At 37.9% G+C, this 14,767-nt stretch carries 9 protein-coding genes; 5 read left to right on the top strand and 4 right to left on the bottom strand.

Annotation, left to right across the window (positions count from 1 at the left end; all coding sequences use genetic code 11):
- Nucleotides 1–128 precede the first annotated feature (128 nt).
- The 3 genes from BAZ10_RS18200 to BAZ10_RS18190 all read right to left on the bottom strand — a co-directional run bounded on the left by BAZ10_RS18200 (nt 129) and on the right by BAZ10_RS18190 (nt 5,479).
- Nucleotides 129–1,172 carry an alpha/beta hydrolase gene (locus BAZ10_RS18200; protein ID WP_078773257.1) on the bottom strand — a complete coding sequence of 348 codons (1,044 nt, stop codon included), beginning with the start codon at nt 1,170–1,172 and terminating at the stop codon, nt 129–131.
- Between the two features lie 563 nt (nt 1,173–1,735).
- Nucleotides 1,736–2,560, bottom strand: a complete 825-nt coding sequence (locus BAZ10_RS18195; RefSeq protein ID WP_078773256.1) for a tyrosine-protein phosphatase — start codon at nt 2,558–2,560, stop codon at nt 1,736–1,738.
- A gap of 9 nt (nt 2,561–2,569) precedes the next feature.
- Nucleotides 2,570–5,479, bottom strand: coding sequence for a TonB-dependent receptor (locus BAZ10_RS18190; RefSeq protein WP_078773364.1), 2,910 nt, complete (start codon nt 5,477–5,479; stop codon nt 2,570–2,572).
- Nucleotides 5,480–5,734: 255 nt separating this feature from the next.
- Here BAZ10_RS18190 and BAZ10_RS18185 point away from each other — a divergent pair, with 255 nt between their 5' ends.
- On the top strand, nt 5,735–6,883 hold the full coding sequence (locus BAZ10_RS18185; RefSeq protein WP_078773255.1) for a helix-turn-helix domain-containing protein: 1,149 nt from the start codon (nt 5,735–5,737) through the stop codon (nt 6,881–6,883).
- Between the two features lie 3 nt (nt 6,884–6,886).
- Here the strand turns inward: BAZ10_RS18185 and BAZ10_RS18180 are convergent, their stop codons facing one another.
- Nucleotides 6,887–7,861, bottom strand: coding sequence for a dipeptidase (locus BAZ10_RS18180; RefSeq protein WP_078773254.1), 975 nt, complete (start codon nt 7,859–7,861; stop codon nt 6,887–6,889).
- Between the two features lie 180 nt (nt 7,862–8,041).
- Between BAZ10_RS18180 and BAZ10_RS18175 the strand changes: the two genes are divergently transcribed.
- The 4 genes from BAZ10_RS18175 to BAZ10_RS18160 all read left to right on the top strand — a co-directional run bounded on the left by BAZ10_RS18175 (nt 8,042) and on the right by BAZ10_RS18160 (nt 14,767).
- Nucleotides 8,042–8,434 (top strand): VOC family protein, encoded by a 393-nt coding sequence (locus tag BAZ10_RS18175; RefSeq protein ID WP_078773253.1) that lies wholly within the window; start codon nt 8,042–8,044, stop codon nt 8,432–8,434.
- Nucleotides 8,435–8,460: 26 nt separating this feature from the next.
- Entirely contained in the window at nt 8,461–9,837 is a 1,377-nt protein-coding gene (locus tag BAZ10_RS18170) for a serine hydrolase domain-containing protein (protein WP_078773252.1), read from the top strand.
- Nucleotides 9,838–9,909: 72 nt separating this feature from the next.
- Nucleotides 9,910–10,224: a DUF6660 family protein gene (locus BAZ10_RS18165; RefSeq protein ID WP_078773251.1), complete on the top strand. Its 315-nt coding sequence runs from the start codon at nt 9,910–9,912 to the stop codon at nt 10,222–10,224.
- 172 nt (nt 10,225–10,396) lie between these two features.
- On the top strand, nt 10,397–14,767 hold the full coding sequence (locus BAZ10_RS18160; RefSeq protein WP_078773250.1) for a CusA/CzcA family heavy metal efflux RND transporter: 4,371 nt from the start codon (nt 10,397–10,399) through the stop codon (nt 14,765–14,767).

The raw sequence follows: 14,767 nt of genomic DNA, 5'->3' as shown, positions 1-14,767 counted from the left end.
TCAAGCTAAACCTCCCTTATCGGGAGGTTTAGTGATAATATTAAACATAGCTTAATTTAATATTTCGATAGTTCTTCGCAGCATTATTTGTTATTTACCAGACCTTCCTTCTCGCAATCTTTCATTCTTTATTTTGAATCAGGATAATAGTGCTTTTGCAAAGCTTCAAATTCATTCACAACTACAGGGGTTGCTCTTTCTTTAGCAATATCAATAATCTTTCTGAAAAATGTTTCTGTAGGCTTAAAGGTATATCCCATCTCTTCAGACACCTTTTGATAATGCTCCCTGATAAGTGCCGGATTCTTTAAGGCATCTCTGAAATTCCATTTATAAGAATTGAATATAAAACGCAACCCGTCATTATTTCCAGGCAGGGGGACGGTTCCATGATCATCATTTTTATAGAAATCATATTTCCACTGAAGATTCTTTAGCTTTCCTTGCTCCAACAGATTTTTAAATTTTCGGATTGCAGTTTCATGCTCGTCCTCTTTTCCGTTTCTTGCTTCCACATTATTCGCCTGCGCCAAAAAGAACTTAATATTCTTGAAGTCTCTAACAGATGCCTCCGCCTTTCTTACCATAAGTTCGTTATCCCACCAAAGACTCGGGTCATTTGCAATATAAGCGTTGAACAAAGGCTCTGTCAGCAGATTATTGATAGCTGTAAGCCCGCCAAAAGAGTGACCTACAAATACTTTGTAACCATTAGTCCGGTAGTTCTTTTCAATAAGTGGAAACAATTCCCCTTTTATAAATTCCATAAAAGCAGCATTTCCACCACTTTCTGTAAACATAGATTGTTTCTTACCTCCCAGATTCATTTCCTTAGAAGATTTTGTTGGCGTAAGGTCACGGGTTCTGTTTGTATTGGCAACAGCTACAAGAATTCCTTGTGGTAATATTCCGAATGGTTCTTTGCTAAGATAATGGTAAACGGATGACAAATAATTGAAGTTATTCTCTGCATCCAGTACATAGATTACTGGATAAGCTGTTTTTAAGTCTTTTTGATAGCCTTCCGGCAACGATACCCAAATAGAGCGACCTTCCTTTAGCACTTCTGATTTTAGTGGAATTTTGACACCTATATTAATGTTTTCTGTTTGCGCATAATTCAGCACCGAAAAAAAAGATAATGTTAGTGCATACAACAATCGGGATTTCATGAATCAATATAATTTTTGGTTAGGAGAAACTATCAGATCTGCACACTTCAGATTTGTCAGGTTTGCTTTTTTTGCAGCAACAATTTCTGACACGAACAGACCAACTGATAGCACGATTTATTTTCCGGCAAATATATTGTTTTTATTTATTCTAAATAACACAAATGACATTAAACACCATCATATCCTAAAAAATTAAGTCCAAAAATCCGGTTTCAAAGAAGAAAAAAAATCGTGAAAAACAATCATAAACTAAATTATAAATAAAATATTATAAATAACTCATTTAAAATAACTTAAATGCATTTAAATAAAGCCAATTTTATTATTGCAAAAAAATTGAAAAGCCTAAAAATGCTTATTTTAACCTTAAATATAAGCCCTAACAAAATCATAAAAAACATATAGATTTTACTAAAACAACTATTCTGGAAAATAGAAAATATTGACAAAACTAACCTCCACTCTCTTATAAAACACACAAGATTTATAACAAAAAAAGCATGTCAGGACACAAAATCCTAACATGCTTAGCTATTAATCGGATGTAAAAATCAGTCTGATTAACGGGTATATTTCTTCTTTAGAATTGCAATTTCATTAGGACCTATTCCCATCTCAACCTGGAAGAAATTCTCTATACTTCCGTACTTCTTATTAATACTATTAAAGAAGTTTCTGATAAGCTCAGGACGTAATTCCATCTGTTGTTTTATTTCAGCATCGCTTAATCCGGACATCTTCGAAAGGCCGGCATACATATTCTTCATTGTAGGATTCTTTGCCAGATAGAAGTTAGAGGCAACATAGTCATTCTCAATGATATCCTGCGGAACACCTAATATTTTCAGAAATAATGCAGAAGCCATTCCCGTTCTGTCTCGCCCACCTGTACAATGGTATAAAAGAGCCTCATCAGGCTGCAAAGTCAACAGCTTCACAAATAGTGGTCTGTATCTTTCTCCAAAGTAAGGTAATCCTCCTTCACCATACATATCGAACAAAAAGTTCTTGTTTTTCAGCATGTTTACAATACTTTGTGTATTAGGAAGATCATTGCTTCCTGCAGGGCAAAGCAAATAATTTGTATGATCCGGAAGCCTGTCCGGAGCCTTTTTAGCTTCTTCAACTCCCCTAAAATCCACAACAGTACTTATCTTCCTATTTTTAAAGGTCTTCAGATCACGATCCGACAATTTATCAATTGCATCACTGCGGTAAATCTTCCCCAAAACGACTTCTTTTCCATCTGCAGTTTTATAGCCTCCAGCATCACGGAAGTTAAATGCTCCTTCCATTTTTACAACACGGCGAAGACTGTCATTAATCTGTGCACACACACTCATGCTACACACTGATAATGAAGTTATTAAAATCAGTTTTTTCATATATAAATTTTAAAATATTTGCCAACGGATACCTAATTGACCTCTGCTGCCATACCATTCATGCGAGGTAATTCTCTTTTTGTTATCTCCCATATACTGCCTAAGGCTTTCATTACCTAAATTATTGAGCTCGACAAACAATTTGACATTTTTGCTAATATCATAACTGGCAGAAAAATCGATTGTAAAGTTCTTATCAGACCATATATAATACTGTGCCCCAAGATTCTGATTAATTGTCTCAACTGATTTCCCTCTGTAGTTTCCGGCTAAACGAACCATCAGTCTTTTGTTTTCGTAATACAGAATAGCATTAAAGAGGTTTTTAGACTGATTAGGAAGCGATGTTTTATCAAAATACTGCACCCCATTTTTGTCTGTTCTTGGGACTTCTACATTCGAATTGATAAAAGTGTAGTTAAATTCAACCCCGAATCCATTCCAGAACCCCGGCAGGAAGTCAAAACGCTTATTAATTCCGGCTTCAAAGCCTATCAAATTTGAATCTTGTAAATTCTTAGACTGAGTTACCCTGTAGTCTGTGCCTCCGATATTCATTACAGAAGTATCTGAAAAAACAATATCCGAGATCTTTTTATAGAACACGCCACCGGAAAGGATTCCTATATTTTTGAAATAATATTCTCCCATAAGATCCAGATTATGACTGAAAGTAGGTCCCAGATCCGGATTTCCTCTTGTAATGGTAAAAGGATTTGTCGTATTATCTATACTGGATCCGGGCGACATATCGCCAAAATTAGGACGGATAAAAGATCTTGTATAGGCAAACCTCAGATTGGCCTGAGAAGACAGATTATAGCGTAAATGAAGCATTGGAAGAAACGCATTATAATTACTTTCTACAACTGACGGGCTGATAACGGTTGAATTTCCTTCTTTTGTAGATTTCGCTCCGTTTAATGTCAGCCTAGTGGTTTCATTTCTGAATCCACCAATAATTTTAAGCTTATCACCTGCTTTGATTTCTGCCATTGCATAGGTTGCAAAAACAGATTCCTCGCCTGTATACACACTTGTTGCATTACTTGCTGCATTCGAAAAGTCTTTGAAACCATTCTTTTGCAAAAACTCTGATGAATACATTTGAAACAACTGATCTTTTGTAGGCGGATTCATCACATACGAGCTGTAATCACCATTCATTCCGTTCAAAAAACGAATACCTTTAGCAGGATCAGTCGTCGATAACTGAGAAAGCGCTAACAAAGCCGGTGCATTTGGAACACCTACCGAAGCTCCGGGCAGGTATACAGCACTGTAACCATAGGTACTATTTCTGTCTTTTTCTCTGTATTTAGCCCCGATTCTCAATGTAATATCAGGACTGATATCATATTTTAAATTCAGCCTTGCAATTTTATCACGCTCACTGTTATCCAGCTTTGCAATAACCAGTTGGGAAAGCAAAAGCTTATCAGGACTCATTTTTTCATTCTGATCTTTCACATCAGAGTTATAATCCATATACTCTCCACCAATTCCCTGTGGGGAATCAAACCCCCAATAGCGTTTACCATTTGTAAGATTGTTGAAGCTACTGGTTATTTTCTGTCTGAATGTTGCTATCGGAAGTCCTTTTGTTTCGTTTTTCGGAGGTGTATTCAGGAAATAGTCTGCTTTATAATTACTTAGCATCCAGTCTAAATTTAATTTTGAAGACAGGCTATGCTCTCCGCCAAGCTCCATTCCGTATAATTCAGTCTGATAATGGGAATATCTAAAGTTGTACTGATACCTGTTGTTGGTATAGTCTACATAGGATTCATAAACAGGACGGATATCATCAAACTTATTGAACATTCCCCGGAAGTAGGTTTTATTATTTGCATTCAGTTTATACTCTAGTCCACCATTCAGACCAATAGTTCTTCTTGTCCCCATATACCTCTTCATCATCACTGTACTGATGGATTTCTTTTCGATTTCATTAGCTGCACCGGTATTATATGAAGCATCGAAAGAATCTGCACCCCATTGCCTGTCCCAGATAGCACCGGATAAGATTACACCTAATTTATTCTTGAAAAACCGGTCACCGTACACTATGGACCCGTTATAAGTTCCGTTGCGCGAAAATGTATTGTAACCACCTGCCCCGCTTACACTCAGCATCTTTTTAGCAGGAGCAGTCCTTGTAATAAAATTAATACTGCCTCCTATAGCATCGCCGTCCATATCTGGTGTAACAGCTTTAGAAACCTGCACATACTGTATCAGCTCCGAAGGAACAACATCCAGAACGAAAGATCTGTTCCCCAAAACATTGGCACTTGGAAGGCGATTTCCGTTGAAAAGTGTCGACGTCCATGCAAAAGGAGTTCCCCTTACCGTAGCCTGATCCGCTTCACCATGATATCTGGCAACAGCTACACCCTGAACTCTCTGCACTGCTTCTGCCGCATTTCTGTCCGGAAGTTTACCAATAGCATCTGCCGCGATAACCTCCATAATAGCATTCGAATTTTTCTTTATTTCATAGGCTTTTGCCTGCGTAAGGGCATTGGCTCTTGTCGAGATAACAACCCCTTCAATACTGCTTATTTTATCTTTATTCTTCTTATCCTCAGGTTCTATGCTTACATAGCCTATATCGTTTGTTCCTTCCTTCAAGACAATCGATAAGGTTTGGGCCTGATAACCTATGTATTCAACTTTCAGTTTAACCTCACCAAGTTTTGGCGAAAGCAAATTAAAATCACCATCCAAAGATGAAATGGCTTTAGTATCAGCATCTACAATGGATATATTAGCACCCGGAAGCGCTCCGTTTACTTTGCTAACCACAGTTCCTTTAATCGTCTGTGCATGAATACTTCCAAAAGATGCAAGCAAGAAGAACACCGATACTTTAATCGCTCCTCTTTCCCATTTGTAAAAACCAGTAGAATCTTTCATATTTTTTTTGAGGCAAAATTGAAGTTCCTGTCTTTTCATTTCGTCCTTCAGAAAAAATCATGAATTCAGAAGTATCATTCGTTGGAAAAACACTATTATAATACTAATAATCAATAAGTTAAACAATTTTAATTATTTGTTATTTAATTATGAACTGAATATTAACATTACAACAGCATTTTTAATAGATAAATAATAATCAAATAATAATAGTGTAACATTTATATACTTCCTTTGTAACAGAGCAAGGAGAATATGCAATATATAGTTATTATCGGCGCTTTTCAGGCATTAATATCACTTTGGTTTTTAAGAGCCAGAGAAAATAAAGCGATCTCCAACAACCTTTTCATTATTCTTCTTTCGGCTATTGCTGTTCATTTGATCATTAAGTTTATCATCTTCAAATTCATACCGGACGAGAGTATCAAACAACAAATGAATACTTTTATTTCTGCCTGTTACGGACCTTTGGTATATCTTTACACCTTGACTAAATCTGCAAAAGATTTTAATATTGTAACCAAATGGTATATTTTCATCCCATTCTTTGTTCTGATGATTGCTTATTTTACCATTTCAGCGGTTTTCTTCATTATTGGCAGAGTGGATCAAAGACTGCTAGATTTATATAATAACACCAGTATGGTTGTAATATTTGCGACCAATTTATACTATCCTATAAAAAGTATATTCATCGCAAATAATATGCACAACAAAGCCATTAGCAACAGCGATTATTCCATTATTATAAGAATATCCGGCTGCATGCTTGTAACAGACTTTATCATTATTATTTCCAAAGTTCTGCTGTATACACGGCCTCAGGATTCACAGATCATTAACGATATTGTAAGAGGTACCGCTTATATACTCCTCTTGGTTATATGCCTTCTTATTCTGAGAAAAAACCTTGTACCAGAAAACCTTTATCAAACTTCTACCAATACATTAGAAAACCCTGTATTACCATCTAACAATCAAATAGAAACAACTACACAAAACAAAACTATAGATTATGAATTCCGGTTTCGGGAGCTGTGGGAAAAACTGGATAATTTGGTCGTTAAAAAGGAGCTGTTCAGAAATTACGATCTGACACTGGATTTGCTTTCTGCGCAGACCAGCATCAATAAATATCAGATCAGCGAAATACTCAACGGGTATAAGCACAAATCTTTCTATTCTTACATCAATGAATACAGAATAGAATACTTTAAACAGATCGTTAACAAGGCGATAGAAAAGGACGAGGATATCAACTTCCTTTCCTTTGCCTATGAAGCAGGATTCAGATCTAAATCCTCATTTAATCGTTATTTTAAAGAGATTAATGGCAAGACACCTTCCGAATACTATAAACATATAGTCCGGCAGAGAGATGAGGGCTCAGCTGTTTTTTAGAAACTACTCCCACAATTCACGTATAAAACGCATTGCATTCTGATGACTGATTTTGTATACAACCTCCGGTGAATATAACTCTCTCAACCTCTCATTGATTGTATTATAAGCAGTGGAATCATTCATTTCTTCAAAGAAAAAAGGATATCTAGACTTATCCGGATGGTCTTTATCATAAAAGAAATCGCCTCCATAAGCCAGATTATCTTCAGCTCCCAACTCCATTCCATAGGCAATATGGTTGTAGACGAATTCAGGATTGGTTTTATGAATATAATCTTTAATAAAGTTGATCCCAATCAGCCCCTTTCTGGTAATCAACTCTTTAGCTAATTCATCAGGGAGATTTCTGTTATTAGGATAAACAGAACGGAAATTAGAATGGCTCGCCAGAATCGGAATCTTATAATTCCTTTGCGCAGTATAATTGAAAATATCATGTGCCAGCTGGTCGCTTGTATGTGCCAGATCTATAGCAATTTTCTTATCCGACAGATAATCTATCAGTACCTTACCATCGTCCTTCAGACCCACCTCTGCAAAGTTACCGCCACCAAAGCGGTTTTCATGGTGATGTGTGATGCCTATATAGAAAATTCCCTTTGTATTCTCAATAATTTTTTCAAGGTTTTTGAAACCTTCATCCAGATCCATATCTTCTTCACAGAAGCTAGAGGCATTTTCTAGTGACGCTACAACACCCACACCTTTTTGGCTCTCCGGATTCCTTAAAGCCTCTTTATCAAACAAATAGAAACCTTCTTTCCGGGTAAGTTCTGCAAAAATCTCACTCTGTCTTAATCCCTCTCCCCTACTCCCTTTCGCAGTTGCCGTATACAAAGCCATTACCTGAAGCATCACATTTCCTTCTTTCAGAAAAGGCAATGAACAGCCAATTTCCCCGTCATCAATCCTTGTTCCCGGTCTTAGCAGATAATACAACAAATCGCAATGAAGGTCAATATTATAGTTTTTCATAATTATATGTATTAAGTAGGATAAAATTCATATATCTAGTGGTCAAATATACGAGATACAGTATAGATACAGTTTGTCTATTTAATACAGCCACAGCTATATAATCTGCGGTCAGATAGCCAGATCTAAAAGAATTTTACTTAACTTTATGACATTAATAATCCACCTATCCAAAGTCTAATGATAAAGTTCGGATATACTATTTTTTATGTTAAAAATGTTACAAAATCTATTGAGTTCTATGAAAAATCATTTGGATTTGAAAGAAAATTTATAACACCGGAAAAAGATTATGGCGAACTCAATACAGGTGAAACAAGTATTGCCTTTGCCTCTTTAGAATTGGCTAACACGAACCTGACTGAAGGTTTTATACCGGGAAATCTCAATAACAAACCATTTGCAACAGAGATCGGGCTAATCACTGACAACCCCGAAAATACAGTCACACAATCCTTGCAATACGGAGCTACACTTGTACAGGAACCTTTACAAAAACCATGGGGACAGACAGTTGCCTACATCAGAGATATAGACGGCTTTCTTATAGAAATTTGCAGCCCTATGCAGTAATACTTTTAACACCAACAAATTATCTTATGAGAACAGCCTTACTTATTTGCCTCACATTCTCCGGAATTATATTCTCTCAGACGCAGAAAGCTCAAAAAATACAAACTGTATTTGAAAAAGCAGCGGCTAACGGACTTTTTAATGGCAATGTTTTAGTCGTAGACCATCACCAGGTGGTTTACAAAAAAGCAATTGGCTATACCGATGCTCATAAAAATACTCCACTGACTACCGATTATAGATTTCACATAGGTTCTATTGCCAAAGAATTTAATGCTGTAGGTATAATGCTGCTACAAGACAGAGGCAAACTGAAACTGACGGACAAGCTTTCTCAATATCTACCCGAATTACCAGCCTGGAGCAAAAGCATCTCTATAAGAGATTTATTGGGCTACACCAGTGGTATTCCCGATGTTCAATGGAAGAATGTAAAGTCTGATCAGGATAATATGACCAATCTGATGAAAACAGAAAAGCTGGATTTTGAGCCAGGTACTCAGTATGCCTATAACAATAATAATGTATTTCTGCAACGCAGGATCATTGAACGCATCACCGGGCTTTCATTTGACGATTTTGTAAAAAAAGAATTACTTTCGCCCAACAAGATCACCCATGCCGTAATCGATCCTAAAGATACAGAACCTTTAGTAGCACACGCTTTTGACGACAAGGGACAACAAGATCCTATGGACCTTCCTATTTCCGGCTGGACAGCGGTTAATCTCGACGATTTCTACCAATGGTCTCAAAGCATAATCAATTTCAAAATAATTTCTCCGGAATCTACACGTTTCCTACTAATTCCCTATTCGCCAAGCAAACAATCCGGATTGGGATCCAAAGGCCAAATGACGGGCAATAAGATTCTTCATTTCGAACACGATGGAACTGCACGAAACTACCAGGCTTTACTTGTATGCAGTCCGGAAGAAGGCAGAGCTGTAATTCTGATGACCAATAACAAGCAAAATAACCTTTTTGATTTCAACACCTCTATTCAGAATATACTCGACGGAAAGCCTTACAAACAAATCAAAAAGCAGGTAATGCCACTATTGCAAAACGATATAGACCAGTTACATGGCAAAGAAATATTAAACCGCTATCAGCAACTAAAAAAGCAGTATGAAAATACTTATGCTTTTGATAGTGAAGATAGTTTGAACAGCCTTGGCTATTATCTGCTCAATAAAAAACGTACAGACGATGCTATTCAAGTTTTCCAATACAACACCCAGCTATTTCCTAAATCGGGAAACGTATTCGACAGTCTTGGCGAAGCCTATCTTACCAAAGGGGATAAGCCCAATGCATTAAAAAACTACAAGCGTGCTGTAGTGCTGGATCCTGCAAATGAGAATGCTAAAAGCATTATCAATAAGATAGAAAACAAATAAGATTAACTGATTTATAACAGTATTAACATATATACTTTACAAAATTTCAAAAAAAGTATGTAAGTTTGTAGCGTGAAGCATTTAGGACTTATACTTGCTGTATTTTTTACATTCCTGCTCACTGTATCTTGCAGTGATGCTTCTGCCTATACAGGCAATACACAAACCGTTGTTCAGAAAGACTCACATTCCCAGGACGATTACCATAGCGATTTATGTTCACCATTTTGTACATGTTCATGCTGCGGCATGCACATTACGGCAACCAATTTTGCTGCTATCAGCATCAGTACAGTTTCACCGGTATATTATGATAAAATCGTTAGTTTTCCTGTTATGTCATCATTCGATATTACTTACGGAATCTGGCAACCTCCTAAAATTTAATTTTTAATTACCAAATGGCTGTATTACGGCCATGAAGTATTGTAGCAGAAACTTTGCAATAGTGTTGCATGGTTATTCTGTTGAATCTTTGCAGTACCATTTTTTGGCATCCGACATCATGTTTCATGCTGATTATATGGACTTTAAAACATTAAAAATTAAATTATAATCCGTGTTAGATAAAATCATCAAATTTAGTATCAACAACAAAATTGTTATTGGTATTATGACACTTTTACTGGTGATCTGGGGTGTATGGAGCGCTACAAAGCTCCCTATAGATGCCGTACCTGATATCACCAATAATCAGGTACAGATTATTACCGTAAGTCCTACTCTTGCAGGGCAGGAAGTAGAACAACTAGTAACCTTTCCTATAGAACAAAGTATCGCCAATGTACCGGGGATTGAGGAAACCAGAAGTATTTCAAGATTCGGACTCTCCGTTATTACAGTAGTATTCAAAGAAAATGTCGACATCTATTTCGCCCGACAACTTATAGGTGAAAGACTAAAAATAGCTTCCGAAGAGATTCCAAAAGGTGTAGGAACCCCCGAATTAGCCCCTGTAAGTACAGGACTTGGGGAAATTTACCAGTATATACTGCACCCTAAAAAAGGAAGTGAGAAAAAATACAGTGCCAAGGACCTTCGTACCATGCAGGACTGGATTGTCCGCAGGCAGCTAAACGGAACGCCTGGCGTGGCGGAAATTAACAGTTTTGGTGGTGAACTAAAGCAATATGAAGTAGCGATAGACCCTAACCGTTTGCGGGCGATGGGCATTAGTGTTACCGACATATTCAATGCACTGGAAAAGAATAACCAGAATACAGGAGGTGCCTATATCGACAAAAAGCCTAATGCCTATTTTATCCGTGGTATTGGTCTTGTCACCTCGCTGGATGATGTCAGAAATATAGCTGTAAAAGATGAAACCGGTAGTGTACCGATTTTTATAAAAGACGTTGCCGATGTACGCTTTGGAAGCGCTGTGCGTTATGGTGCATTAACCTACAACGGAAAAGTAGATGCTGTTGGAGGTATTGTTATGATGCTAAAAGGCGCCAACAGTAATGAAGTTGTAAACAATGTAAAAGCTAAAATCCCGACCATTCAGAAGTCTCTTCCGGATGACGTTGTTATAGAACCATTCCTGGATCGTACAGATCTGGTAGAAAGAGCAATAGGCACTGTGGAGAAGAATCTTATTGAAGGAGCTCTTATTGTGATTTTTGTATTAGTCGTATTCCTTGGAAACCTCAGAGCCGGACTTATTGTAGCTTCCGCTATTCCACTATCTCTTTTGTTTGCTTTAGGAATGATGAATGTCTTTGGTGTTAGCGCCAATCTGATGAGTCTTGGAGCAATAGACTTTGGTCTTATTGTAGATGGTGCCGTTATTATTGTGGAAGCCACACTACACCATCTGGGTCTCAGAAAATCGGTAAACAGGCTTACCCAGAAAGAAATGGACGAAGAGGTATTCCTTTCAGCTTCTAAAATCAGAAGCAGTGCTGCCTTTGGTGAGATTATTATTCTTATCGTATATATTCCGATCCTTACCCTTGCGGGTGTGGAAGGAAAAATGTTTACGCCAATGGCTAAAACAGTAGGTTTTGCTATTCTGGGAGCCTTAATCCTTTCTTTAACTTATATCCCGATGATGAGTGCTTTGTTCTTGTCTAAAAAAGTTTCTCACAAGGAAACCTTCTCGGATAAGATGATGAATAAACTGCAAAATATTTATCAGCCTTTATTATTGAAAGCAATTAAAATAAAATACTGGTTAGTAGCAGGTACTGCATTTATATTCTTTGGTACACTCATTATTTTTAAAAATATGGGTGGAGAATTTATACCTCAGCTGCAGGAAGGCGATTTTGCTTACCATTGTATTCTCCCGCAGGGAAGCTCACTCAGCCAGAGTATCGAAACCTCTATGCAAGCTTCACGGATTATAAAAAGCTTTGATGAAGTAAAGATGGTAGTCGGAAAAACTGGTGCTGCCGAAGTACCTACTGACCCTATGCCGCCTGAAGCCACCGATATGATTGTAGTTCTGAAACCACAAAGCGAATGGAAAACCAAAAAATCTTACGACGAACTAGCTGATGAAATCAGTGAAAAACTGGAAACTATTCCGGGAGTATTCTTCGAAAAGAACCAGCCTATCCAGATGCGTTTTAACGAACTAATGACAGGTATCCGCCAGGATGTAGCGGTAAAAATATTTGGTGAAAACCTGGATTCTCTTGCGGTATATGCCGATAAAGTAGGCAAAGTGATTCAGACAGTTCCCGGATCTACCGCTCCACAGATCGAAAGAGTAAGCGGTCTGCCACAGATCAATGTACAATACGATCGTACACGTATGGCCAACTACGGACTCAGCATTCAGGATGTCAACGATGTTCTCAGTACAGCCTTTGCCGGTAAAGCTGCCGGACAGGTTTATGAAAACGAGAGAAGATTCGATCTTGTTGTACGTTTGGACAGCCTACGCCGTACCAATATAGATGACGTCAGCAACCTGATGATTTCTACCAAATCCGGTTTACAAATTCCGCTTTCGCAGGTAGCAAACATCGATTACAAATTAGGGGCAGCACAGATAAGCCGTGAAGACGGAAAACGAAGAATTGTAATCGGATTCAATGTAAGTGGCCGTGATGTTGCCAGTGTGGTAAAGGATATTCAGCAGAAACTGGATAAAGAAATAAAACTGCCATCTGGCTACTATTTTACTTATGGAGGGCAGTTTGAAAATCTTAAAGAGGCCAGTGATCGCCTGATGATTGCTGTACCTATATCATTACTTCTAATTTTCATGTTGTTATACTTCACCTTCCACTCCTTCAAGCAAGCTGCTCTAATCTTTACAGCTATTCCGATGAGTGCTATTGGTGGTGTATTTGCCCTTCTTGTTCGGGGAATGCCTTTCAGTATCAGTGCCGGAATCGGATTTATTGCCCTGTTCGGTGTTGCGGTTCTTAATGGTATTGTTCTCATAGGCACCTTTAACCAGCTGAAAAAAGAAGGTGAAACCGATGTTTTGAAAAGAGTTATTGAAGGAACCAAAACCAGACTTCGTCCGGTTCTGATGACCGCTACCGTGGCTTCTATAGGCTTCCTGCCAATGGCTATATCTACAGGAGCAGGTGCTGAAGTACAAAAACCACTGGCAACTGTTGTTATCGGCGGACTGATTACAGCAACCTTCCTTACCTTATTTGTACTTCCAATGTTATATATTATTTTCAGTAAAAAAGTGCGTGGCCGTATTCTAAAGATGAAACCTAAAGCCACTATAATCGTACTATTCATGTTATCGGGTCTGGCAGGACAAGGTCTGAAAGCCCAGACCAGAACCATCGATATTCAGCAGGCAACACAAATGGCTGTAGAAAACAACCTGTTGATGAAGTCTAAAGACCTGAATATCATGACGGCCAAAGCATTGAGACCAACAGCCAAAGAACTTCCGCAACTAAGTGTATCTGCGCAGCTGGGACAGTACAACAGTCCGAAGTTCGACAATTCGTTTGCGATTTCGCAGACTGTTCCTTTCCCTACTATCTTCAAGGCGAGAAAGGAACTGATAGAATCCAACATCAAAAGCAGACAGATTGAGAAAGAAGTCTCTGTAAATGAATTGTTGAGACAAGTTAGATCCTATTATTACCAGATTGAATATCTTCAGTTTAACAAAACCAAACTGGAGAGTCTGGACAATCTCTATCAGGATTTTATCCGTATTGCCACTGTAAGGTACAATGCCGGCGATATTAAGAAAATCGAAATCAGCACTGCAGAAACCCAAAAAGGAGAAATCAACTTACTGCTTAAGCAGAATCAGGTCTATCTGGACAATGCTTACAAAAATCTGAAGACACTATTAAATACTTCGGAATCTATAGGAGTAGCACCCAGTGATAACTACCAGCCTCTAAAAATAGACTATATTCTGGACAGTAGTGTAATTGCCAATAATCCGTCGGTAAGAGCTTTTTATCAGGAAATGGAAATTGCTGAGAAAAACAAGAAAATAGAAAAAGCACAGGGCTTGCCGGAATTTACATTAGGTGTTACCAGTCAATCCCTTACAGGTATGCATCCCACTAATAATGGCGGTGAGAAATACTACAATGGCTGGAACCGTTTTAATTCGGTAAACGTTGGCGTGAGCATTCCCCTTACTTTTGGTGCTACCAAAGCCAGAATACAATCATTGGAATACCAAAGGCAAGCTGCGGAAAACAACGCCAGATTGCAACAGCAACAGTTGACAACACAGTTTGATACTGCTATGCGCCAATACCGCCAGGATGTGGATCAGTACAATTACTATGTGCAACAAGCCATTCCTAATGCCGAAAAAATAGCTAAAGCAGCACAACTCGGCTACCGTACCGGAGATATTTCTTATGTAGAATATCTTTTCGCCCTGCAAACCTCAACCAACATCCAGCTGAAATATCTGGAATCTATACAGCAAGTAAACCAATCTGTGGTTATTATTAATTCTATAATTAATCAATAA

This window comes from Elizabethkingia occulta (assembly GCF_002023715.1).
Classification (GTDB): domain Bacteria; phylum Bacteroidota; class Bacteroidia; order Flavobacteriales; family Weeksellaceae; genus Elizabethkingia; species Elizabethkingia occulta.
Note: the sequence above shows the minus strand (reverse complement) of the source record. Positions and strands in the feature narration are given on the sequence as shown.

Excerpts from the sequence above, each read along its gene's own strand:
- BAZ10_RS18200 (WP_078773257.1), bottom strand. The coding sequence starts at position 1,172 with ATGAAATCCCGATTGTTGTATGCACTAACATTATCTTTTTTTTCGGTG.
- BAZ10_RS18195 (WP_078773256.1), bottom strand. The coding sequence starts at position 2,560 with ATGAAAAAACTGATTTTAATAACTTCATTATCAGTGTGTAGCATGAGT.
- BAZ10_RS18190 (WP_078773364.1), bottom strand. The coding sequence starts at position 5,479 with ATGAAAGATTCTACTGGTTTTTACAAATGGGAAAGAGGAGCGATTAAA.
- BAZ10_RS18180 (WP_078773254.1), bottom strand. The coding sequence starts at position 7,861 with ATGAAAAACTATAATATTGACCTTCATTGCGATTTGTTGTATTATCTG.
- BAZ10_RS18170 (WP_078773252.1), top strand. The coding sequence starts at position 8,461 with ATGAGAACAGCCTTACTTATTTGCCTCACATTCTCCGGAATTATATTC.
- BAZ10_RS18175 (WP_078773253.1), top strand. The coding sequence starts at position 8,042 with ATGATAAAGTTCGGATATACTATTTTTTATGTTAAAAATGTTACAAAA.
- BAZ10_RS18185 (WP_078773255.1), top strand. The coding sequence starts at position 5,735 with ATGCAATATATAGTTATTATCGGCGCTTTTCAGGCATTAATATCACTT.